The 21,278-nt window shown below is 69.4% G+C and carries 19 protein-coding genes; 15 read left to right on the top strand and 4 right to left on the bottom strand.

The genetic code is table 11. The annotated features are described in order from the left end of the window. The first annotated feature begins 24 nt into the window (after window positions 1-24). The 10 genes from BM013_RS31940 to BM013_RS31895 all read left to right on the top strand — a co-directional run bounded on the left by BM013_RS31940 (window position 25) and on the right by BM013_RS31895 (window position 9,940). The gene (locus tag BM013_RS31940; RefSeq protein WP_093132634.1) at window positions 25-918 is read left to right on the top strand and encodes a D-amino acid aminotransferase; all 894 of its coding nucleotides are present in this window, start codon (window positions 25-27) and stop codon (window positions 916-918) included. Beyond that, entirely contained in the window at window positions 915-1,277 is a 363-nt protein-coding gene (locus BM013_RS31935) for a YbeD family protein (RefSeq protein WP_256221804.1), read from the top strand. The genes BM013_RS31940 and BM013_RS31935 overlap by 4 nt, the downstream gene beginning before the upstream one ends. Then, a complete protein-coding gene (locus tag BM013_RS31930) occupies window positions 1,274-2,500 on the top strand; it encodes an MBL fold metallo-hydrolase (RefSeq protein ID WP_256221803.1) in 1,227 nt (408 codons plus the stop codon). The genes BM013_RS31935 and BM013_RS31930 overlap by 4 nt, the downstream gene beginning before the upstream one ends. Then, complete coding sequence (gene lipB / locus BM013_RS31925) at window positions 2,497-3,195, top strand: lipoyl(octanoyl) transferase LipB (RefSeq protein WP_093132632.1); 699 nt, start codon at window positions 2,497-2,499, stop codon at window positions 3,193-3,195. The genes BM013_RS31930 and lipB overlap by 4 nt, the downstream gene beginning before the upstream one ends. A gap of 7 nt (window positions 3,196-3,202) precedes the next feature. After that, window positions 3,203-4,204, top strand: a complete 1,002-nt coding sequence (lipA, locus tag BM013_RS31920) for a lipoyl synthase (RefSeq protein WP_093132630.1) — start codon at window positions 3,203-3,205, stop codon at window positions 4,202-4,204. 101 nt (window positions 4,205-4,305) lie between these two features. After that, window positions 4,306-5,580, top strand: a complete 1,275-nt coding sequence (locus BM013_RS31915; protein WP_256221802.1) for a glycosyltransferase family 4 protein — start codon at window positions 4,306-4,308, stop codon at window positions 5,578-5,580. Beyond that, window positions 5,577-6,353, top strand: a complete 777-nt coding sequence (locus tag BM013_RS31910; protein WP_093132626.1) for a hypothetical protein — start codon at window positions 5,577-5,579, stop codon at window positions 6,351-6,353. The genes BM013_RS31915 and BM013_RS31910 overlap by 4 nt, the downstream gene beginning before the upstream one ends. A gap of 15 nt (window positions 6,354-6,368) precedes the next feature. Further along, window positions 6,369-7,322 (top strand): Gfo/Idh/MocA family protein, encoded by a 954-nt coding sequence (locus tag BM013_RS31905; protein ID WP_093132624.1) that lies wholly within the window; start codon window positions 6,369-6,371, stop codon window positions 7,320-7,322. Then, complete coding sequence (locus BM013_RS31900; RefSeq protein WP_093132623.1) at window positions 7,319-8,446, top strand: DegT/DnrJ/EryC1/StrS family aminotransferase; 1,128 nt, start codon at window positions 7,319-7,321, stop codon at window positions 8,444-8,446. The genes BM013_RS31905 and BM013_RS31900 overlap by 4 nt, the downstream gene beginning before the upstream one ends. A gap of 72 nt (window positions 8,447-8,518) precedes the next feature. Further along, entirely contained in the window at window positions 8,519-9,940 is a 1,422-nt protein-coding gene (locus BM013_RS31895) for a glycosyltransferase family protein (protein ID WP_093132621.1), read from the top strand. 32 nt (window positions 9,941-9,972) lie between these two features. Here BM013_RS31895 and BM013_RS31890 read toward each other — a convergent pair whose 3' ends face one another. Continuing rightward, window positions 9,973-10,680, bottom strand: coding sequence for a response regulator (locus BM013_RS31890; protein ID WP_256221801.1), 708 nt, complete (start codon window positions 10,678-10,680; stop codon window positions 9,973-9,975). 19 nt (window positions 10,681-10,699) lie between these two features. Beyond that, window positions 10,700-12,088: a sensor histidine kinase efflux regulator BaeS gene (baeS, locus tag BM013_RS31885; protein ID WP_093132874.1), complete on the bottom strand. Its 1,389-nt coding sequence runs from the start codon at window positions 12,086-12,088 to the stop codon at window positions 10,700-10,702. A gap of 134 nt (window positions 12,089-12,222) precedes the next feature. Between baeS and BM013_RS31880 the strand changes: the two genes are divergently transcribed. From BM013_RS31880 to BM013_RS31870, 3 genes are read left to right on the top strand one after another with little or no spacing between them, the layout of a single operon-like run. Next, window positions 12,223-13,401, top strand: a complete 1,179-nt coding sequence (locus BM013_RS31880; protein ID WP_093132872.1) for an efflux RND transporter periplasmic adaptor subunit — start codon at window positions 12,223-12,225, stop codon at window positions 13,399-13,401. A gap of 10 nt (window positions 13,402-13,411) precedes the next feature. Further along, entirely contained in the window at window positions 13,412-16,564 is a 3,153-nt protein-coding gene (locus tag BM013_RS31875) for an efflux RND transporter permease subunit (protein ID WP_093132619.1), read from the top strand. Next, window positions 16,561-18,024: an efflux transporter outer membrane subunit gene (locus BM013_RS31870; protein WP_093132617.1), complete on the top strand. Its 1,464-nt coding sequence runs from the start codon at window positions 16,561-16,563 to the stop codon at window positions 18,022-18,024. The genes BM013_RS31875 and BM013_RS31870 overlap by 4 nt, the downstream gene beginning before the upstream one ends. A 10-nt stretch (window positions 18,025-18,034) precedes the next feature. On the opposite strand, the gene BM013_RS31865 is transcribed toward BM013_RS31870, so the two are convergent. Both BM013_RS31865 and BM013_RS31860 read right to left on the bottom strand, forming a co-directional pair. Continuing rightward, window positions 18,035-18,526 carry a hypothetical protein gene (locus BM013_RS31865; RefSeq protein ID WP_093132615.1) on the bottom strand — a complete coding sequence of 164 codons (492 nt, stop codon included), beginning with the start codon at window positions 18,524-18,526 and terminating at the stop codon, window positions 18,035-18,037. A gap of 45 nt (window positions 18,527-18,571) precedes the next feature. Next, window positions 18,572-18,814 (bottom strand): GlsB/YeaQ/YmgE family stress response membrane protein, encoded by a 243-nt coding sequence (locus BM013_RS31860; RefSeq protein ID WP_093132613.1) that lies wholly within the window; start codon window positions 18,812-18,814, stop codon window positions 18,572-18,574. 212 nt (window positions 18,815-19,026) lie between these two features. On the opposite strand from BM013_RS31860, the gene BM013_RS31855 reads away from it, so the two are divergent. Then, window positions 19,027-20,559 (top strand): class I adenylate-forming enzyme family protein, encoded by a 1,533-nt coding sequence (locus BM013_RS31855; RefSeq protein WP_093132870.1) that lies wholly within the window; start codon window positions 19,027-19,029, stop codon window positions 20,557-20,559. A gap of 37 nt (window positions 20,560-20,596) precedes the next feature. Beyond that, a partial coding sequence (locus BM013_RS31850) for an SLC13 family permease (RefSeq protein ID WP_143098426.1) occupies window positions 20,597-21,278 on the top strand: 682 nt, incomplete at its 3' end.

The raw sequence follows: 21,278 nt of genomic DNA, 5'->3' as shown, positions 1-21,278 counted from the left end.
GCCTGCACAACCATAATTCTCGGCATGCACCCTATCACCGACGCCCTGCCTGCCACGCTTTGTTACCTCAACGGCGAATTCACCGCCCTGCGCGACGCCAAGATCAGCGTGCTCGACCGTGGCTTCATCTTCGGCGACGGCATCTACGAATACGTCCCCGTCTACTTCGGCCAGCCCTTCTGCTTCGAGGAGCACATGGCCCGCCTCGACCGCTCGCTCGCCGAGCTGCAGATCGACAACCCGCACACGCTCGCGCAGTGGCGCGATATTGTCATGCACCTCGTCGCACCCGGCGGCGAAGCCCCGCAATCCGTGTACTTTCAGGTCACACGCGGCGTGGCCCCGCGCGACCACGCGATGGTGCGCGGCCTGGTGCCGACGGTGTTCGTCATGGTGAACCCGCTGCCCCCGATCTCCGACGCCGTTCGCGCCAAGGGCGTGGCCTGCGTCACCGCGGACGACTTCCGCTGGCAGAAGGCGCACATCAAGAGCACCAGCCTGCTGGGCGCGGTGCTTGCGCGGCAGATCAGCGTGGAGGCCGGCGCCACCGAGACCATCATGTTCCGCGGCGAATGGCTCAGCGAGGCCTCGTCGAGCAACGTGTGGGTCGTGAAGAACGGCAAGCTGATGGGCCCGCCCAAGGACAACCTCGTGCTCACCGGCATCCGCTACGGCCTCTTCGAGCGCCTGTGCGAGGAACAGGGCATTGCGTACGAGCTGCGCCGCATCACGCGCGACGAAGTGTTCGCCGCCGACGAGCTGCTGATCTCCTCGGCCAGCAAGGAGCTGCTGCCCGTCGTCACCCTCGACGGCCAGGCTATTGGCAATGGCCGTCCCGGCCCCATCTACGACAGCTTGTACAAGGCCTACCAACAGGCCAAGGTACGCAACGCACAGAAGCACGGAGCCCCGGCATGACCGACAACACGACCCCCATCGAGAACACCGCGACCACCGCGGCAACTGCAGCGACTGCAGCACCGGCGGCAACCGAGACCACGCCGGTCCCCGATCCCCGCAAGGAATCGCTGATCGAGTACCCCTCGCAGTTCCCCATCAAGGTGATGGGCGCGAAGGTCGACGGCATCGTGCACGCGATCACGCAGATCGCCGAGCAGTTCGACCCGGCCTTCGACGCCACCACCGTCGAGCTGCGCGAAAGCAAGGCCGGCAACTACCTCGGCGTGACCATCACCGTGACGGCCACCAGCCGCGAGCAGCTCGACGACCTGTACCGCGCGCTGTCCGCGCACCCGATGGTCAAGGTCGTGCTTTGACCCTGCGCTGGCGCTTCGTGGCGGCGGCACTGTGTGCAAGCGGCCTCGTGGCCGCCTGCACCACGGCGCCCAACCCGTACTACGACGCCAGCCGCAAGCACCACCGGCCCGACGGCTTCCAGGACAACTACATCGCGTTCAAGCCGAAGAATTTCTTCACCGATGTCCTGCTGGGCTGGCAGTTGCCCTCGTGGTTCAAGGGCCTGCCGCCCGCGCCCGAGGCGGCGCCGCCGGTGGTCTCGCCCGATCTCGCATTCCTGCAGGCCAACACAGGCGCAGCCACGCAGCCCGCCGCCACCTTCATCGGCCACGCCACCGTGCTCGTGCAGGTGCCCACCGCCGGCGGCGGCCTCAACGTGCTGACCGACCCGGTGTTCGGCGATCGCGCCTCCCCGTTCTCGTTCGCCGGCCCGAAGCGTTTCCAGCCGCCGGGTGTCGCGCTGAAAGACCTGCCGCACATCGACCTGGTGCTGATCAGCCACAACCACTACGACCACCTCGACGAAGGCAGCGTGAAGGCGCTGAACGCGCAGGCCGGCGGGCCGCCGCTCTTCGTGGTGCCGCTGGGCATCGCGCCGTGGCTGGCGGAGCGCGGCATCGCCAACGCGGTCGAGCTCGACTGGTGGGACAGCATCACGCTGCCGGCCGCCGAGGGCTCGCTGCAGGCGAAGCAGGCCCGCATCCAGCGCGACGGCGCGGGCATTGCCACCGACACACCCGGCACGCCTGGTACGCCCGACGCGGTACAGGTGTTCCTCGTGCCCGCCCAGCACTGGAGCGCACGCGGCCTCGGCGACAAGATGCAGACGCTGTGGGGCGGCTTCGCGCTGCTCTCGCCGAAGATGCACCTCTTCTATTCCGGCGACACCGGCTATTCGAAGGACTTCGCCGACATCCAGGCCCGCCTCGCGCCGCGCCAGGGCAGCACCCAGGGCGGCGGCTTCGACCTCGCCCTGCTGCCCGTGGGCGCCTACGAGCCGCGCTGGTTCATGACCGACCAGCACGTCAACCCCGACGAAAGCGTGCGCATCCACCGCGAACTGCACGCCAAGCGCAGCCTGGGCGTGCACTGGGCCACCTTCTCGCTCACCGACGAGGCGCTCGACCAGCCGCCCAAGGACCTGGCCACGGCCCGCAAGGCCCAGGGCGTGGCCGACGACGCCTTCTTCACGCTCGCCATCGGCGAGACCCGCAAGCTGCCCGCGCGGCAGGCCACGCCATGACCGACACCACCACCGCCGCTCCCGCCATCGAACTGCACCCGCTGGGCCGCGTCGACTACGCCGCCACCTTCGCGGCCATGAAGAAATTCACCCTGGAACGCACGCCCGACACGCCCGACGCGCTATGGATTTGCGAGCATGCGCCGGTCTTCACCCAGGGCATCGCGGGCCAGCAGGACCACATCCTGAACCCCGGCGACATCCCCGTCGTGCAGACCGACCGCGGCGGCCAGGTCACCTTCCATGGCCCCGGCCAGGTGGTGGCCTACCCGCTGATCGACCTGCGCCGCGCGGGCTATTTCGTCAAGGAATACGTCTACCGCATCGAGGAATCGGTGCTGCGCACCCTTGCCCATTTCGGCGTGACCGGCCACCGCGTGCCCGGCGCGCCGGGCATCTACGTGCGCCTGGACGACCCGTTTTCGCACGCGGCCCTGACCGGCCCGCAGCCCGCCGGCGACCCCTTCCGCGGCCTCGGCAAGATCGCCGCGCTGGGCATCAAGGTGAGCCGCCATGCCACCTACCACGGCGTGGCGCTGAACGTCGCGATGGACCTCGAACCCTTCTCGCGCATCAACCCTTGCGGCTATGCGGGGCTGCAAACGGTCGATCTTTCTACAATCGGCATCCAAACCACATGGGAAGAAGCCGCCACGGTGCTGAGCCAGAAGCTCACCACCTTCCTGGCGCCTTGAACTGCCAATGAGCACCACTGAAGTCGTCCGCGACGCGCAAAGCGCCGAAAACTACAACCCCCTGGCCAAGCAGAAAGCGGCGGCCAAGCTCTCGCGCATCCCCGTCAAGGTGGTGCAGACCGGCGAAGTGCTCAAGAAGCCTGAGTGGATCCGCGTCAAGGCCGGCAGCCCGACCACGCGCTTCTACGAGATCAAGCAGATCCTGCGCGAAAGCAACCTGCACACCGTCTGCGAAGAAGCCTCGTGCCCGAACATCGGCGAGTGCTTCGGCAACGGCACCGCCACCTTCATGATCATGGGCGACAAGTGCACGCGCCGCTGCCCGTTCTGCGACGTGGGCCACGGCCGCCCCGACCCGCTGGACAAGGACGAGCCGCTCAACCTGGCCAAGACCATCGCCAAGCTGCGCCTGAAGTACGTGGTGATCACCAGCGTCGACCGCGACGACCTGCGCGACGGCGGCAGCCAGCACTTCGTGGACTGCATCACCAACATCCGCGAGCTCTCGCCGATGACGCAGATCGAGATCCTGGTGCCCGACTTCCGCGGCCGCGACGACCGCGCGCTGGAAATCCTGAAGGCCGCGCCGCCGGACGTGATGAACCACAACCTGGAAACCGCGCCGCGCCTGTACAAGGAAGCGCGCCCCGGCAGCGACTACCAGTTCAGCCTGAACCTGCTGAAGAAGTTCAAGGCGCTGCACCCGAACGTGCCGACCAAGAGCGGCATCATGGTCGGCCTGGGCGAGACCGACGAAGAGATCCTGCAGGTCATGCGCGACATGCGCGCCCACGACATCGACATGCTGACCATCGGCCAGTACCTGTCGCCGTCGGGCTCGCACCTGCCGGTGCGCCGCTACGTGCACCCCGACACCTTCAAGATGTTCGAGGAAGAGGCCTACAAGATGGGCTTCAGCCATGCGGCCGTGGGTGCGATGGTGCGCTCGAGCTACCACGCGGACCAGCAGGCAGGACACGTTCTGGCCGGCGCGCCAGCGCTCGATTGAACGCCACGGCGACCGCTCCCGTGCTGGACGCGTCACAGTCCGGCAGGTCCCTGCACATCCTGCTGGCGATGTGCTATCTCATGCACCGGACGGGTGCCGAAATGTTCACCCGCGACCTGGCGATGTGGCTGCGCCGTCGCGGGCACTCCGTCACCGTCTTCGCAACGGCCTTCGGCGACATGGCCGACGAGTTGCGCTTTGCCTCCATTGCCTGCGTCACCGACCTGACCGACATGGCAGCGCGGCCGGACGTGATCATCGGGAACACCCACTACGAGACGGTTCGCGCGCTTCTGCACTTCCACGACGTGCCGGTCGTCACGGTATGCCACGACCGCAGCGCCGAGCATGGGCGCCCGGCCCAGTTCGCGCAGGTCGTCTGCCATGTGGCCGTCGACGAGAACTGCGCGGAGCGCCTGGTGCACGAGTTCGGCATCGCACGCGAACAGATCGAGTTGATCCAGAACGGAGTCGACCTTTCACGTTTTCCACCACGCAGCGATCTGCCGGCCCGTCCCAAAACGGCTTTGGTGTTCAGCAACTACGCCTCGCATGGCGCACCGCTCGAGGAAATCCGCGCTGCCTGCGTGCAACGCGGACTCACGCTGGATGTGATCGGCAGCGGCACCGGCAACCACCTGCCCAATCCGGCCGAGGCGCTCGGCCGTTACGACATCGTCTTCGGCAAGGGGCGCTGCGCCACCGAGGCACTGTGCACCGGAAACGCGGTGGTGGTGCTCGACCCGACCTGGGGCATGAGCGAGATGATGACGGCGGCGGCTGTCGCGCACGCCCGCCGCTGGAATTTCGGCCGCGCCCTGCTGGTCCGACCGATCACACGAGAGAGCGTAGGTGCCGAACTCGACCGCTACGATGCCGCAGACGCGGGCAAGGCCAGCGAGTGGATGCGCGCGCATGGCGACCTCGACACAGCGCTCGCAGCGCTCGAGAGTTGTGCGCAACGCATGGCGTCGCGCTACCCCGCGATCGACGTGCCTGCAAGCCAGCGGGCGGCGGAAGTGTCCCGCTACATGGAAGACTGGATTCGGCGCGGCAACCCTTCGGCCGCGCACATGGGCATTGCTTCCTTGCAGCAGAACGTTGCGTGGCTCCAGCAAACCGTCAACGACCATCAACGCATGCACCAGGCTCAGATTGGTGCCCTGCAGACGGAGGCGCAACAACAGGCGGACCAAGCATCCGCCGACTGTGCGGCACGGCTGGTCGAAGCCGAGCAGCAGGCCCGGCAAGCGCGCGCCGAACTCGCCGTGCTCCAGGCGCAGCTGCATGAGGTCTACGCCAGCCGATCATGGCGCGTGACCGGACTGCTGCGCCGAATTTCAACCCGCGTCCAATCGGGCGGCCCCAGCGCATGAAGCCGCTGGTGATCGCCGCTCATTCGGGCCACGAGCTGCTGCTCTGGAAGTGGCTGCGCAACGAGCGACCGGACTTCGTGGTGTTGACCAACGGCGCCGGATCGACCGGCGTGCCGCGGCTCGAACCGACGGTCGACAACCTCGCGCGGGCGGGTGCCAACTGGATTCCGGAGGTGGTGCAACCGGTCGCCGATGCCGACATCTACCAGGCGCTGCTGGAAGGCGACACGCACCTCTTCCTGCAATGGGTCCATGCGCTGACAGCGCATGTCCTCGCGCAAGGCATCGACTGCATCGTCGCCGACGAAGCAGAGGACTACAACCCATCGCACGACCTGTGCCGCCTGCTGGCCAACCAAGTCGCCGCGCACGCCGCGGCGCGTGGCCGCCCGGTCGTCTCGCTCGGCTACCCGACCGTGGGACATCCCAGTCCTGAAGCGCGGCTGTCGTCCGAGCACCACGTCGTGGTCGAGCTCGACGACAGGGAGCTGCAAGCCAAGCTCGACGACATGCACGGTTACGCACGCAGCTTCGGCGGTCAACTGGAACGAGAGCTGGCGGGCTTCATCGCCAAGTTCGGCGCCCAGGCTTATGGCCGCGAATGCCTCTTCGCCGCGCAGCCCACGCACTATGAGCAAGCACAGGCGCCCGCGACCAAGCCCCTGTTCGAAATCGTCGGCGAAGAACGCGTTGCCGCCGGCATCTACAAACATGTCATCCGAGGCGCCCATCTTCAGACCGTGGCCGACCGGCTGCGCGGCGCCGCGCGCTGACCCATCGACGCCTCGATGACCTTCACGATGCTTGCCAGCGACGACCGCACGACAGCCATCGCCGCCGATCCGGCAGCCCCACGCGCGGTCGACGCCGCACTCGTCCACGCGGTCGTGGGTGTGGGACGTTTCGGCTGCGTCCATGCACGAAAACTCCTCGCCCTCGGTGGCTTCGAGCTGCGTGCCCTGGTGGACTGCGCGTCGTCGGCGCGCGCCATCGACGAACTCGCCGCTCTGCCGCTGGTGTCCAGCCTGGACGACCTGCCGCCGGGCATCCAGTCGGCCACCATCGCCACCAGCGACGACGCGCATGCGCCGATCGCGCTGGCATTGATGCGGCGCGGCTGTCACGTGCTGGTCGAGAAGCCGCTCTGCACCGACCGCAACGACGGCGCCCTGATGATCCGCACGGCACGGCAATGTGGCGTCACGCTGAGCACCGGCCACATCGAGCGCTTCAACCCCGTGTTCGATGCAGCCACCGTCGCCCGGCTGCGAAATGCGGCCGTACACCATCGCGAGAGCCATCGGCCGTTCATGCGATTTCGCCGTTATTCGGCCCGCGTCGCCACGGCCAGGGACAGCGTGCTCGACCTGATGGTGCACGACCTCGACCTGTTCGCCTGGCTGTGCGCGATGCCCGCGGAAGCACCGCTGGAAGTGCTCGATCGGCACATCGGCGAACAGCGCGCTCACGCGCGTGTGCGGCTGGGTACGCTGGTCGCGGACTTCGAGAGCGGCTACGACAGCCTGCCAGCAAGCGCCCAGCTGCAGGTAGGCGACGGCCGCCACGCGCAGGTACTGAACTTGCGCTGCAATGCGCGTGCGACGACGGCCGGCACCGACGATGCCCTGGCGCGGCAGTATCAGGGCTTCAGGCGTGCCATCCTGGGCCAGCCCAGCCACGTTGCGTCGGGCGCCGACGGCCTGGCCGCCGTGACCCGCGCTTGCCAGATACTGCGCGCATGAAGATCCCGCTGTTCCGGTCGGCCGCTTCCGCCGAGCCGATGGCAGCGCAGCTGGCTCATTCCCTCGCTGCGGTGCTGCGCAGCGGCGTGTACATCCTGGGCCCGCAGGTCAGAGCTTTCGAGGCGCGGCTGTCGGACCTGCTGCATGGCCGCGAGACCGTGGCCGTAGGGTCGGGATCCGAAGCACTGCTGCTGGCCTTCAAGAGCCTGGGCGTCGGAAGCTCGGGCGGAGGGAGTGCACTGGACGAAGTCCTGCTGCCGACCTACACCTTCGTCGCGTGCGCGGAAGCGGTGCTGGCCGCCGGCGCGCGGCCGGTCTTCGTCGACAGTGCGCCGGAAGACTTCCTGCCGACGCTCGCGCATTTTCGCGACGCCCGCACGCCCCGGACCCGCGCGATCCTTGCGGTCGGCCTTTTCGGCGACCCGAGCGGCCTGCCCGAGCTGGCGGCCTACTGCCGCGACGAAGAGCTGTGGCTGATCGAGGACGTGGCGCAGTGCCTCGGCGCGCAAGCCGATGGCAAGACAGGTACCGGCAACGCCGGCAGCTGGGGCGACGCCGCGGCGATGAGCTTCTACCCGACCAAGACCCTCGGCGCCGCAGGCGACGCCGGTGCGCTGGCCTTCAGGAACCCGGACCACGCCGACAAGGCCCGGCTGCTGCGCAACCACGGCTACGACGACGGCCAGCACCGCTGCCTCGGCCACAACAGCCGCATGGACGAACTGCAGGCCTGCCTGCTGCAGGCTGCCCTGGACGACTTCCCGGACAGCATCGCGCGACGCCGCGCCATCGCCGCACGCTATCTGGCGGCCTGGGCCGACTTGCCGATCCGTTTGCCGAGGGCTTCGGCGGGCCACGCGTGGAACTATTTCGTCATCCAGCTGCCCGGCCCGCACCTGCGTGCGAGCTTCGCGGCCCGGCTGGCAGCCCGCGGGATCGCAACCCGGGTCTACTATGAGCACCCGCTGCACCGGCACGAGGCATTGCGGCCCTGGCACGGCGCCCGCGCCCTGCCTCACAGCGAGCAACTGGCCGGCTGCTCGCTCGCCTTGCCGCTCTATCCGATGCTCGGCGACGAGGAAATCGAGTACATCATCGGCGTCGTGCGGCAAGCCGCCGCCTGACAACCGTCGGCAGCAGCCATCGGCCGGGACACCCTCGATACGCCGATGGACCACATCCCAGCGAAATAGAAAATGGCCACCATCCTCACCACGCTGGCCACCCGGCCCGTCCCGGGCCTGGTCGAGAACCACGCGGCCTATGCGCGCCGCCATGGCTATGCGCACCACGTGGCCGACAGCACCCATGTGTGGGGCCCGCGCCAGCCGGTGTTCCACCGCTTTCACGCGATCTACCAGCACCTGGCGCAGGCCGGCGAGGGCAGCCTGCTGCTGGTGCTCGACCAGTTCGCGGTCGTCTACTGGCCGCATCCGCTGGAACCGAACTTCGAGGGCATCGATTCGCTGGTCTGCGCGCAGGCCGGCGACGACACGCTGTGCAACACCAGCATGCTGCTGTTGCGCAACACCGCCGCCGTGCGCGAGCAGGTGCGCCGGCTGGTCGATCACGTCTCGCACTGGGCGGTGCGCATCCTCGAGGACAACGAGCAGCCCGAGAACGCGCTGGTCGGCCACGTCTTCACGCCGCGCCCCTGCAGCGCCGCGCTGCCCAACGGCCTCCATGCGAACGTGCAGGCCAACTGGCGGGCCGGCAGCTACTACGAGTCGCTGCACACGGTACGCCCGTTCGTGGCCAACGACGCGCCCTGCTGGCAGCACGCCGACGGCCACTGGACGCCCTCGCTCGACTACGACTTCCGCGGGGTGCAGAACCTCGTCGACGAAGCCGCGGCACTGGCGGCCGGAGAGCTCCCGCCCTTCGTCGTGCTGGCGCAAGCCGCGCCGCCGCCCGGCGACGAGCTGCACCTGAACCCCGGCGCGCCCATCGCGTTCGTCAGCATCTACACGCACCACATCGCCAGCTACGGGCGCCTGCACGAGGAAAGCTTCGCGCGCTACTGCCTGCGCCACGGCTACGGCTACCACCTCTACCGCCGCGTGCCCGACTTCGCGAACGGGCTCACGGGGTCATGGGCCAAGCCGCATGTCATGCGCCGCCATCTCGCGGCGCACGACTTCCTGCTGTGGGTCGACGCCGACATCCTCGCCATGAACCAGTCGCTGCGCATGGAGCCGCTGGTGGCCGGCCGGCAGGCGCTGGTGGGCAACGACCACACGGCGTGGAACATGAACTCCAGCGTGGTCGGCGTGCGCAACACGCCCGACATGCATGCCCTGGTGGACGAGGTGTGCCGGCAGATCGAGGCCGCGCCCGACCGCTCGTCGGTGCATGCCAACGGCGGCGACCAGACCTGTTTCGCGAACGTGTTCACGGCCCGCGGCCTCATCACCGAGGCGCAGGTGGTGGACACGCTCTCGCTCGACGCGCCCGCGATCTACGCGACCCCCGACAGCCACTTCGTTCACTTCCCCACGCAGCACACGCCGCAGCGCGCGGCGTCGATGCATGCGTGGAACCTGCGCAGCCTGGCGCGCGACGCGCACGAGCGCAGCCGCCAGGACGGCAACCAGGGCAGCAGCCAAGGCAGCAGCTAAGGCAGCATTTAAGGCAGCAGCTAAGGCAGCAGCTAAGGCAGGTCGAGCCGGTAGCCCACCCCGTAGATCGAGCGGATCAGCTCCTGCCCGCCGGTGGCCGCGTCGAGCTTGCGGCGCAGGTTCTTCACATGGCTGTCGACCGCGCGGTCGGTCACCGCGCGCTGGTCGGCATGCACGTGGTCGAGCAGCTTGTCGCGCGACAGCACGCGCCCGTGCGCATCGGCCAGCGCCTTCAGCAGGCGGAACTCGATGGGCGTGAGGTCCAGCGGCGCGCCCTGCCACGCGGCCTTGTAGCCCTGCGCGTCGAGCACCAGCGGCGACGCCTCTCGCGCCGAATGGCCGCTGCGGCGCAGCAGCGCCTTCACGCGCGCCACCACCTCGCGCGGGCTGAAGGGCGTCTTGCAGATGTAGTCGTCGGCGCCGATCTCCAGGCCCATCAGCCGGTCGGCCTCCTCGACGCGCGCGGTGAGCATGATCACGGGCACGTCGCTGAACAGCCGCAGCTCGCGGCACACGCTCATGCCGTCCTGGCCGGGCAGCATGACGTCGAGCAGCACCAGGTCGGGCCGGCGGGCCTTCACGCACGGCACCACCTCCAGCCCGTTGGCGAGCCACGCCGAGGTGTAGCCCGAGGCCTTCAGGTAGTCGGCGAGCAGCGCAGCCATGCGCGGCTCGTCCTCGACGATCAGGATGTGGGCAGAAGTCACAGGAGTCATCGGGGTCACGGGTGCGTCGCTCATCGTTGCTTCTCTTCGTGCATCAGGCTCGCGGCAACCGCACGGCGACCCACACCCCGCCCAACGGCGAGGCCTTGGCCTCGATGGTGCCGCCATGCGCCTCCACGATGCTGCGGCAGATCGACAGCCCGAGCCCCGCGCCGCCGCTGGCGCGGTTGCGCGAACCCTCGCCGCGGAAGAAGCGCTCGAACAGGCGCGGCAGCTGGGCCGCCTCGACGCCGGGCGCCGAGTCCATCAGGTCGATCGCGATGCCCTCGCCCTGCTCGCGCGCCGCGATGCGCAGCACGCCGCCCGCATCGGTGTAGCGGCAGGTGTTGAGCACCAGGTTGCTGAAGAGCTGCTGCATGCGCCGCTCGTCGGCGAACGCCACCAGCGGCTGCGCCGGCAGGTCGAGTTCGAGCCGCAGGCCGGCCGACGCCAGCCGCTCGCGAAAGGCATCGACGCTCGCCTCGATCAGCTCGCGCAGGTCCACGTCGGCCTTGCGGTAGGCCAGCGCGCCCACGTCGGCCAGCGACAGGTCGTACAGGTCGGTCACCAGCTTGTTGAGCATGCCGACCTCGTGCTGCAGCGAGCGTACGGCCTGCGCGTCGAGACGGCGCACGCCGTCTTCCATCGCCTCCAGTTCGCCGTGCAGCACGCCCAGCGGCGTGCGCAGCTCGTGCGACACGTCGGCCATGAACTCGCGCCGCATCTGCTCGTTGCGCTGCAGCGTGTGGGCCAGCGAATTGAAGTCGCGCGCCAGTTGCCCCACTTCGTCGTTCGACGACACGGCCACGCGGCTTTCGTAGTCGCCCGCGGCCAGCCGGTGCGTGGCGCCGGCCACGCGCTTCACGGGCGCCAGCAGCACGCGCGCGATCCACCACGCGATGCCCGCGGCCAGCAGCACGCAGAGGCTGCCGATGACCCAGCTCGCGCGCGCCTGGTTCTGCTGGAAGCGCTGGTCGCCCGCTTCGCTCACGCTCTGGAACGGGTTCATGACGACCCAGCCCACGGTCTTGCCGTCGACCGACACGGCGCGCTCGGTGGCGCCCCGGCGCACCTCGCGGAAGCCGGCGATCACCTGGCGGTTGATGTCGAGCAATGCGATGCGCAGCATGGCGCCGGTGAGGTCGGACACGGGCGGCGGCGTGCGCCCCGGCTCGAAACGCTCGCCGCTCGCTGAAGGCGCGGGCCGCATGATCTCGAACCACGGTCCGGGCCCTTCGCGCAGGAACTCCCAGCTGCCGTGCTGGCGGTACGCGGCCACGGCGTTGGGCAGCACCGCGTCGAGCCGCTCCACGCCCTGCTCGTTGAGGTAGCCGACGAAGCCGCGCTCGAAATTCCATCGCGAGGCGGCGCCCATGGCAACCACGGCCAGCACGGCGGTGGCCAGCACGGCGAGAAAGAGCTTGGTGGTGATGCTGATCTTCATGAAGGGCCACAAGATAAGCCAGATGCGGCCCGCGCGGTACGTTGCGCAGCCAAGGCCGCGCGGTGCGGGGGACCTTCACATTGACTCCACATTCACTGGAGACCATGGATTCCAACCTGATTGGAATCCTGAACATGTCTTCCCGCTTCACCCGCACCGGCCTCGCGTGCGCCCTGGCCCTCGGCCTGCTGGGCGCGATCGCGGGGTGCTCCGGTTCTTCCGCATCGCCCCAGTCCCTTGCAGCGCCGCCCGCAGTGCAAGTGGGCGTGGTCACCCTGCAGCCCGAGAACCAGCCCATCACCACCGAGCTGTCGGGCCGCACCCGCTCGCGCCTGAGCGCCGAGATCCGGCCGCAGGTCGGCGGCATCGTGCAGCAACGCCTGTTCGAGGAAGGCGCGCTGGTCAAGGCCGGGCAGGTGCTCTACCAGCTCGACCCCGCGAGCTACAAGGCGGCCCACGCCAGCGCGCAGGCCAGCGTCGCCAAGGCCGAGGCCACCGTGAACGCCGCGAAGACCGCGGCGCGCCGCAACGCCGAGCTCGCCAAGATCGACGCGGTGAGCCAGCAGACCGACGACGACAGCCAGGCCACGCTGCAGCAGGCCGAGGCCGACCTCGGCGTGGCGCGCGCCGCGCTCGACACGGCGCGCATCAACCTCGGCTTCACGCGCATCACCGCACCGATCGCGGGGCGCATCGAGGCTTCCACCGTCACGCCGGGCGCGCTGGTCACGGCCAGCCAGACCACGGCGCTCACCACCGTGCAGCAGCTCGACCCGATCTACATCGACGTGACGCAGTCGACCACCGACCTGCTGCAGCTGCAGCGCGAGCTGGCCAGCGGCGCGCTCAAGAGCAGCGCCGACAAGGCCGAGGCCTCGGTCCGGCTGATGCTGGAGGACGGCACGGCCTACGCACACGCGGGTCGCCTGCAGTTCGCGAGCGTCACCGTGAACGAAGGCACCGGCGCGGTCACGCTGCGCGTGCTGGTGCCGAACCCCGAGCGCACGCTGCTGCCCGGCATGTACGTGCGCGCCGTGCTCGAAGAGGGCGTGGCCGAGCAGGCATTGCTGGTGCCGCAGCAGGGCGTGACGCGCACCGCGAGCGGCGACGCGTCGGCGCTGGTGGTCACGGCCGGCAACAAGGTCGAGAAGCGCGCGCTGAAGGTGTCGCGCGCCATCGGCAGCCGCTGGCAGGTCACCGAGGGCCTGAAGGCCGGCGAGCGCGTGATCGTCGAAGGCTCGCTCAAGGTGAAGGCAGGCGACACGGTGAAGCCGGTGGCCGCGGGCGACACCACCAACGTGGCCACCCGCTGAGGCACCGCACATGGCACGTTTCTTCATCGACCGGCCCATCTTCGCGTGGGTCATCGCCATCGTCATCATGCTGGCCGGGGCGCTGTCCATCGGCACGCTGCCGCTGGAGCAGTACCCCGACATCGCACCCACCAAGGTCTCGGTCAACGCGACCTACCCCGGCGCCTCCGCCAAGACCATCGAGGACTCGGTCACGCAGGTCATCGAGCAGAAGATGAAGGGGCTCGACCGGCTGGTCTCGATGTCGTCGAGCAGCACGTCGTCGGGCACCGCGCGCATCGAGCTCACCTTCGAGGCCGGCACCAACGCCGACGTGGCCCAGATGCAGGTGCAGAACAAGCTGCAGCAGGCCATGTCGCAGCTGCCGCAGTCGGTGCAGAGCCAGGGCGTGACGGTCACCAAGTCGGGCACCGACTTCCTGATGATCGTCTCGCTCACCTCGCAGGACGGCAGCGCCTCGGCCACCGACATCGGCGACTACATCTCCAGCAGCCTGCTCGACGTGGTCAGCCGCATCGACGGCGTGGGCGACGTGCAGGCGCTGGGCTCGGGCTATGCCATGCGCATCTGGCTCGATCCGGCGAAGCTGCAGAAGTATTCGCTCATGCCCTCGGACGTGACCAGCGCGCTCACCAGCCAGAACACCGAGGTCTCGGCCGGGCAACTGGGCGCCCTGCCCGCCACCGGCGGCCAGCGGCTCACGGCCACCATCACCGCGCGCAGCAAGCTGCGCACCGCCGATCAGTTCCGCGAGGTGATCGTCAAGTCCGACAGCGCCGGCTCCGTGGTGCGCCTGGCCGACGTGGCGCGCATCGAGCTCGGCAGCGAGAGCTACACCATCAACACGCGCTTCGACGGCAAGCCCTCGGCCGCCATGGGCGTGAAGCTGGCCACGGGCGCCAACGCGCTCACGGTGTCGAACGCGATGAAGGCCAAGCTCGCCGAGCTGGAGCCCTTCTTTCCGAACCAGATGAAGGCCGTGGTCGGCTACGACACCACGCCCTTCGTGCGCATCTCCATCGAGGAAGTGGCCAAGACGCTGGCCGAGGCGATGGTGCTGGTCGTGCTGATCATGTATCTCTTCCTGCAGAACCTGCGCGCCACGCTGGTGCCCGCCATTGCGGTGCCGGTGGTGCTGCTGGGCACCTTCGGCGTGCTGGCGGCGCTGGGCTACTCGATCAACACGCTCACCATGTTCGGCATGGTGCTGGCCATCGGCCTGCTGGTGGACGACGCCATCGTGGTGGTGGAGAACGTCGAGCGGCTCATGAGCGAAGAGGGGCTCTCGCCCAAGGAGGCCACGCGCAAGTCGATGCGCGAGATCACCGGCGCGCTGGTGGGCATTGCGCTGGTGCTGTCGGCGGTGTTCATTCCCATGGCCTTCTTCGGCGGCTCCACGGGCGTGATCTACCGGCAGTTCTCGGTGACCATCGTGGCGGCCATGCTGCTGTCGGTGCTGGTGGCGCTCACGCTGTCGCCGGCGCTGTGCGCCACGCTGCTCAAGCCGGTGCAGGCCGGCCACCACGAAAAGAGCCAGGCCAGGCGCGGCTTCTTCGGCTGGTTCAACCGCGGCTTCGAGCGCAACGCCGACCGCTACCGCTCGGGGGTGGGCGGCCTGCTGCGGCGCGGCAAGCGCAGCCTGCTGGTGTACGCGCTGCTGGTGGGCGTGCTGGCCGTGACCTTCATGCGCCTGCCCACCTCGTTCCTGCCCGACGAAGACCAGGGCACGCTGATGGCGCAGGTGAAGCTGCCCGCCAGCGCCACCGACGAGCAGCTGCAGCAGACGATGAAGAGCTTCGAGCAGTACCTCGTCTCGCAGCAGGAGGTCGGCCACTTCATCATGCTGACCGGCCTGAGCGGCGACCAGGCCACCGGCAACGCCTTCATCACGCTGAAGGACTGGAGCGAGCGCGGCGGCAAGGCGCAGGACGCCGCCTCGCTGGCGCGCCGCTTCACGCAGGACCTCGCGGCGCGCGCGAACAACGCCAGCGTGTTCGTGATGCTGCCGCCGGCCGTGCGCGGCCTGGGCTCCAACGCGGGCTTCGACGTGCAGCTGCAGGACCTGGGCGGCATCGGCCACGACGCACTGGTGAAGGCGCGCGAACAGTTCCTGGCGCTGGCGCGCAAGGAACCGGCACTGAGCCAGGTGCGCAGCAACACCCTGGACGACACGCCGCAGTTCGCGATCGACATCGACGACCGCAAGGCCGCGGCACTGAGCCTGTCGACTTCGGACATCAACGACACGCTGTCCAGCGCGATGGGCGGCAGCTACGTGAACGACTTCGTCAACAACGCCCGTGTGAAGAAGGTCTATGTGCAGGCTGACGCGCCCTTTCGCATGCAGCCGAACAGCGTCGACAGCTGGTACGTGCGCAACGGCAACAGCGAGATGGTGCCGTTCTCGGCCTTCGCCAGCAGCCGCTGGACCTATGGCTCGCCGCAGCTGTCGCGCTACAACGGCATGTCGTCTTTCGAGCTCATCGGCGACCCGGCCGCGGGCGTGAGCTCGGGCGCGGCCATGGCGGCGGTGGAACGCATCATGAAGCAGCTGCCGCAGGGCATCGGCTACGAATGGGCGGGCAGCTCCTACCAGGAGCGGCTGTCGGGTTCGCAGGCGCCGCTGCTGTACGCGGTGTCGATCCTGTTCGTGTTCCTGTGCCTGGCCGCGCTGTACGAGAGCTGGTCGGTGCCGTTCTCGGTGATCCTGGTGGTACCGCTGGGCGTGCTGGGCGCGGTGCTGGCCACCAAGCTGGCGGGGCTGTCGAACGACGTGTACTTCCAGGTCGGGTTGCTGGCCACCGTGGGCCTGTCGGCGAAGAACGCGATCCTGATCGTGGAGTTCGCCAAGCAGCTGCAGGACGAGGGCATGGCGCTGGTCGATGCCACGCTGCAGGCGGTGCGCCTGCGGCTGCGGCCCATCCTCATGACCTCGCTGGCCTTCATGTTCGGCGTGCTGCCGCTGGCGCTGAGCACCGGCGCGGGCTCGGGCAGCCGCCGCGCCATCGGCGTGGGCGTGCTCGGCGGCGTGGCAACCGCCACGGCGCTGGGCATCTTCTTCGTGCCGCTGTTCTTCGTCGTGATCCGGCGCTTCTTCGCGCCGAAGACAAAACCCGAGGCCGCGCCCACGCTGCCCCTGCTTGCAACGGAAGGAACCCCATGACCGCACACGCTTTCAGACTCTGCGCGCTGGTGGCGGCCGCGCTGCTGGCGGGCTGCGTGAACCTCGCGCCCGTGTATTCGCGGCCCGACGCGCCCGTGGCCTCGGCGTGGCCGGCCTCGACCGGTGCCAAGGCTGCGAAAGACACCGCGACTGCAGCCACTGCCGCAGCCGCCACCGGCTGGGAAAGCTTCATCACCGACGACCGGCTGCGCCGCACCGTCACGCTGGCGCTGGCCAACAACCGCGACCTGCGCGTGGCGGTGCAGAACATCGAGAAGGCGCGCGCGCAGTACGGCGTGCAGCGCGCCGAGCTGTTCCCCAGCGTCGCCGCCACGGCCGGCGGCACGCGCCAGCGCACCTCGGCGTCGGCGAGCAGCAGCGGCGAATCGTCCATCGGCACGCAGTACACCGCCGCGCTGGGCTTCAGCAGCTACGAGCTCGACCTGTTCGGCCGCGTGCGCAACCTCAACGAGGCGGCGCTGCAAAGCTACCTGTCGACCGAGGCCACGCGGCGCGGCACGCAGATCAGCCTGGTGGCGGAAGTCGCCTCGGCCTGGCTCACGCTGGCCGCCGACAACGCGCGGCTGCAGCTCGCGCAGGACACGCTGGCCAGCCGGCAGCGCTCCTACGCGCTGACCGGCCGCATGCACGCGCTGGGCGCCAGCTCGGCGCTGGTGCTGGCCCAGGCGCAGACCACGGTGGACTCGGCGCGCGTGGACGTGGCCAGCTACACCGCGCAGGTGGCGCAGGACCGCAACGCGCTCGACCTGCTGGCCGGCGCCGGCGTGCCCGACGACCTGCTGCCCGCGGCCGGCATGGCGCCGGCCAGCGCGCTGGTCGATGTGCCCGCCGGGCTGCCTTCGGCCTTGCTGCAGCAGCGGCCCGACGTGCTGGCCGCGGAGCACACGCTGCAGGGCTCCAACGCCGACATCGGCGCGGCGCGTGCGGCGTTCTTCCCGACCATCTCGCTGACCGCGAGCACGGGCTCGACGAGCACCGCACTGTCGGGCCTGTTCAAGGGCGGCAACGGGGCGTGGAGCTTTGCGCCGTCGGTGAGCCTGCCGATCTTCAACGCCGGCAGCAACCGTGCGAGCCTCGACGCCGCCAGGGCGCAGCGCGAGATCGACCTCGCCACCTACGAGAAGACGGTGCAGACCGCGTTCAAGGAAGTGGCCGACGCGCTGGCCGTGCGCGGCTCGCTGGGCGAGCAGCTGGCGGCGCAGCAGTCGCTGGTGGACGCCACGCAGAAGAGCTACACGCTGTCGAACGCGCTGTACCGCAACGGCAGCTACAGCTACCTGGAAGTGCTGGACGCGCAACGCTCGCTGTACACCGCGCAGCAGACGCTGATCGGCCTGCGCCTGTCGGAGCAGAGCAACCGCATCATGCTCTACAAGGTGATGGGCGGGGGCGACACGGCCCCGGGGGAGACCCAGGCCGCCACCGTGTCGTCGCGCTGAACGAACGGCCTCAGCCGCGCGTGGCGTTCTCTTTCATCTTCGCCAGCGCAATGGCGATGGCCGCGCCGCCCAGCGTCTTGATGAGCCCCGAGTGCTGCGCATAGAACTGGCTCACCTCGTCGACCACGCCCGCATGCTGCTGCTCGGCATGCGCGGCGATCTCGGTGACCTGCGCGGGCGACAGCTGCGAGGCCTGGTCGGGCGTGACCTGCGTCTGGCCCGGTTGCAGCATGCGGCCCAGCACGCCGCCGGCCAGCGCCGAGGCGGCCGCGGGGCCGAGCGTGGCCAGGATCTGGTTGAGCACGCCGGCCTGCTGCGTGGGCGAGGACTGGCCGAACATCTTGCCGACCATGTCGCCGAAGGGCGGCGTCTGGTCGGAGCGCATGGCCGCGGCGAGCCCCGCGCCAAGCTCGCCGGGGGAGGCGTTCTGCGTGACCTGGTCGATGCGGGCTTCGGCGTTGTGGGGGCCGATGGCCTGTTGGAGGATGTCGAGTAGACCCATGGGGAACTCCTTGCGTGAAACGGTTGTGGAACTGTTGTGAAAGGGTCAGCGGCTGACGAGGTGCCACGCCAGCAGCAGCACGGCGGCGCCGATCACCGAGGCCACGAAGCCGGCGGCCGCGCCCGCGGCGTAGAGCCCCAGCGCCTGCCCCGCATAGGTGGCCACCAGCGAGCCGGCAATGCCGAGCACCACGGTGAGGATGAAGCCCATCGAATTGTTGCCAGGCAACACGGCGCGGGCCAGCAGCCCGGCAATGAAGCCGATCACGATCGTCCAGAGGATGTGCACGGAAAACTCCCTGTTGTTGCAAAAGGCGTCCGCGTTGTCGGCGGGGGCGCGCAGGGATCGTGGCGCCCCCATCCTGAGCGGCAACTGACGGGGGTTTGCTCGCGCCGGCCGCCGTCGCCAAGGCGCTGGTCAGAAACGGTGGCTCCGCTATCCTGCCGGCTGGCCAAGATTGAAGGACCGACTCTCCCATGCACCCCGCTGTTCAAGCCGCGATGGAACACAGCTTCGGCGCCATCGCCGACCTGGTTCGACTCCACGCGCAACACACCCCCGGCCACGCCGCGCTGGCCGACGCGCAGCACACGCTGAGCTACGGCGCGCTCGACGCGCTGATGGACCGCATCGCGGCCAGTCTGCAGCGCGACGGCCTCCAGCCCGGCGACGCCATTGCCGTGTGCGCCGCCTCGTCGGTCAACTACGCGGCGGTGTTCCTGGGCGCGCTGCGCGCGGGCGTGGCCGTGGCCCCGCTGGCGCCCGGCTCCACGCCCGCGAGCCTGGCGCGGATGATTTCCGACGCCGACGCGCGCATCCTGTTCAGCGACGCATCGGCCGCCGACGTCATCGGCCCCGCCGCGCCGGGCGGCATTCCCCGCATCGCGCTGGACGGCTCGCAGGTCGGCGGCGCGTTCGACGCCTGGCTGGCCCCGGTGGGCGCGAAGCCGAAGACCGTTCAAGCCGAGCCTTCGTGGCCCTTCAACATCATCTATTCGTCGGGCACCACGGGCGAGCCCAAGGGCATCGTGCAGGGCCACGGCATGCGCTGGGCCCACGTGCAGCGCGGCGCCAAGTACGAGTACGACACCGACACCGTCACCCTGCTGTCAACCCCGCTGTACTCCAACACCACGCTGGTGGTGTTCTTCCCCACCATCGCCTTCGGCGGCTGCGTGGTGCTGATGCCCAAGTTCGACGCGCTGGTCTACCTGCAGCTGGCCGTGAAGCACCGGGTGACGCACACCATGCTCGTGCCGGTGCAGTACCAGCGGCTCATGGCGCACCCGCGCTTCGACGCGCACGACCTGTCGTCCTACCGGTTCAAGTTCAGCACCAGCGCGCCGTTCAACGCCGCGCTGAAGGCCGACGTGCTCAAGCGCTGGCCCGGCGGGCTGATCGAGTTCTACGGCATGACCGAGGGCGGCGGCACCTGCATCCTGGAGGCGCACCTGAACCCCACCAAGCTGCACACCGTGGGCCAGGCCGCGCCGGGCAGCGACATCCGCCTGATCGACGAGAACGGCCTCGAGCTGCCGCGCGACCAACTCGATGCCGCCGGCGAGGTGGTGGGCCACTCGGCCGGCATGATGACCGGCTACCACCGCCAGCCCGAGAAGACGCGCGAGGCCGAGTGGTTCGACACCACCGGCAAGCGCTTCATCCGCACCGGCGACGTGGGCCGCTTCGACGCCGAGGGCTTCCTCACGCTGTTCGACCGCAAGAAGGACATGATCATCAGCGGCGGCTTCAACATCTACCCGAGCGACCTCGAGGGCGTGCTGCGCGGCCATGCGGCGGTGGCCGACGCGGCGGTGGTCGGCGTGCCGTCGGAGCAATGGGGCGAGACGCCGGTTGCCTTCGTGGTGCGCCGCGAGGGCGACGCCACCACCGAAGCCGCGCTGCTGCAGTGGACCAACGACCAGCTCGGCAAGACGCAACGCCTGGCGCGGCTGAGCTTCATCGACGAACTGCCGCGCAGCGCCATCGGCAAGGTGCTCAAGCGGGAACTGCGCGAACGCGCCCCCGGCTGACGCGGTGCAACCCGCGGACAAGGCAGGATCGCGGCCCATGACCAAAGACACGACCCTGCCCGCCCCCCCTGCAGACAGCGCGCCCTCTGCCCACGAGGGCGGCGGCAACGGCCTTCTCTGGGTGCTGGTGGCCGTGGCCGTGCTGTTCGCCTTCCTGCGCCCGCGCGCGCCGATGGACTGGCTCGGCCTGGTCGACTGGCAGACCGTGGGCGCGCTGGCGGGGCTGCTGGCCATCACGCAGGGCGTGGAGAAGAGCGGCATGCTGCAGTCGGCCGCCCAGCGCCTGCTGGCGCGCACCACCGACCTGCGCCAGCTCGCGCTGCTGCTGGTGGCCACGGCGGCGGTGCTGTCGGCGCTGGTCACCAACGACGTGAGCCTGTTCCTGCTGGTGCCGCTCACGCGCGTGCTGGCCACGCAGGCGCACCTGCCGTTGGCGCGGCTGGTGGTGCTGGAAGCGCTGGCGGTGAACGCGGGCTCTGCCCTCACGCCCATCGGCAACCCGCAGAACCTGTACCTGTGGCACCGCACCGGCGAGAGCTTCGGCGGCTTCATGCTGATGATGGCGCCCACCGTGCTGGTGATGCTGTTCTGGCTCTTCGTGGCCGTGTGGCTGCTGGTGCCGCGCACGGCCGTCGCGCTCAAGCCGGCGGCCGAGGCCGCGCCGGTGCAGCCGCGGCTGCTGGCGCTGTCGGGCGTGCTGTTCGTGGGCTTCGTGGTGG

Source organism: Variovorax sp. OK605 (assembly GCF_900115445.1).
Lineage (GTDB): Bacteria > Pseudomonadota > Gammaproteobacteria > Burkholderiales > Burkholderiaceae_C > Variovorax.
The sequence above is the reverse complement of the archived record's forward strand: the minus strand, read 5'-3'. Positions and strand labels throughout refer to the sequence as shown.

Bases quoted from the DNA above. Each gene is read 5' to 3' on its own strand.
- BM013_RS31865 (WP_093132615.1), bottom strand. From the start codon at position 18,526: ATGGGTCTACTCGACATCCTCCAACAGGCCATCGGCCCCCACAACGCC.
- BM013_RS31890 (WP_256221801.1), bottom strand. From the start codon at position 10,680: ATGAGCGACGCACCCGTGACCCCGATGACTCCTGTGACTTCTGCCCAC.
- BM013_RS31875 (WP_093132619.1), top strand. From the start codon at position 13,412: ATGGCACGTTTCTTCATCGACCGGCCCATCTTCGCGTGGGTCATCGCC.
- BM013_RS31940 (WP_093132634.1), top strand. From the start codon at position 25: ATGCACCCTATCACCGACGCCCTGCCTGCCACGCTTTGTTACCTCAAC.
- lipB (WP_093132632.1), top strand. From the start codon at position 2,497: ATGACCGACACCACCACCGCCGCTCCCGCCATCGAACTGCACCCGCTG.
- BM013_RS31915 (WP_256221802.1), top strand. From the start codon at position 4,306: ATGTTCACCCGCGACCTGGCGATGTGGCTGCGCCGTCGCGGGCACTCC.
- BM013_RS31935 (WP_256221804.1), top strand. From the start codon at position 915: ATGACCGACAACACGACCCCCATCGAGAACACCGCGACCACCGCGGCA.
- lipA (WP_093132630.1), top strand. From the start codon at position 3,203: ATGAGCACCACTGAAGTCGTCCGCGACGCGCAAAGCGCCGAAAACTAC.
- BM013_RS31910 (WP_093132626.1), top strand. From the start codon at position 5,577: ATGAAGCCGCTGGTGATCGCCGCTCATTCGGGCCACGAGCTGCTGCTC.
- BM013_RS31895 (WP_093132621.1), top strand. From the start codon at position 8,519: ATGGCCACCATCCTCACCACGCTGGCCACCCGGCCCGTCCCGGGCCTG.
- BM013_RS31905 (WP_093132624.1), top strand. From the start codon at position 6,369: ATGACCTTCACGATGCTTGCCAGCGACGACCGCACGACAGCCATCGCC.
- BM013_RS31870 (WP_093132617.1), top strand. From the start codon at position 16,561: ATGACCGCACACGCTTTCAGACTCTGCGCGCTGGTGGCGGCCGCGCTG.
- baeS (WP_093132874.1), bottom strand. From the start codon at position 12,088: ATGAAGATCAGCATCACCACCAAGCTCTTTCTCGCCGTGCTGGCCACC.
- BM013_RS31880 (WP_093132872.1), top strand. From the start codon at position 12,223: ATGTCTTCCCGCTTCACCCGCACCGGCCTCGCGTGCGCCCTGGCCCTC.
- BM013_RS31900 (WP_093132623.1), top strand. From the start codon at position 7,319: ATGAAGATCCCGCTGTTCCGGTCGGCCGCTTCCGCCGAGCCGATGGCA.
- BM013_RS31855 (WP_093132870.1), top strand. From the start codon at position 19,027: ATGGAACACAGCTTCGGCGCCATCGCCGACCTGGTTCGACTCCACGCG.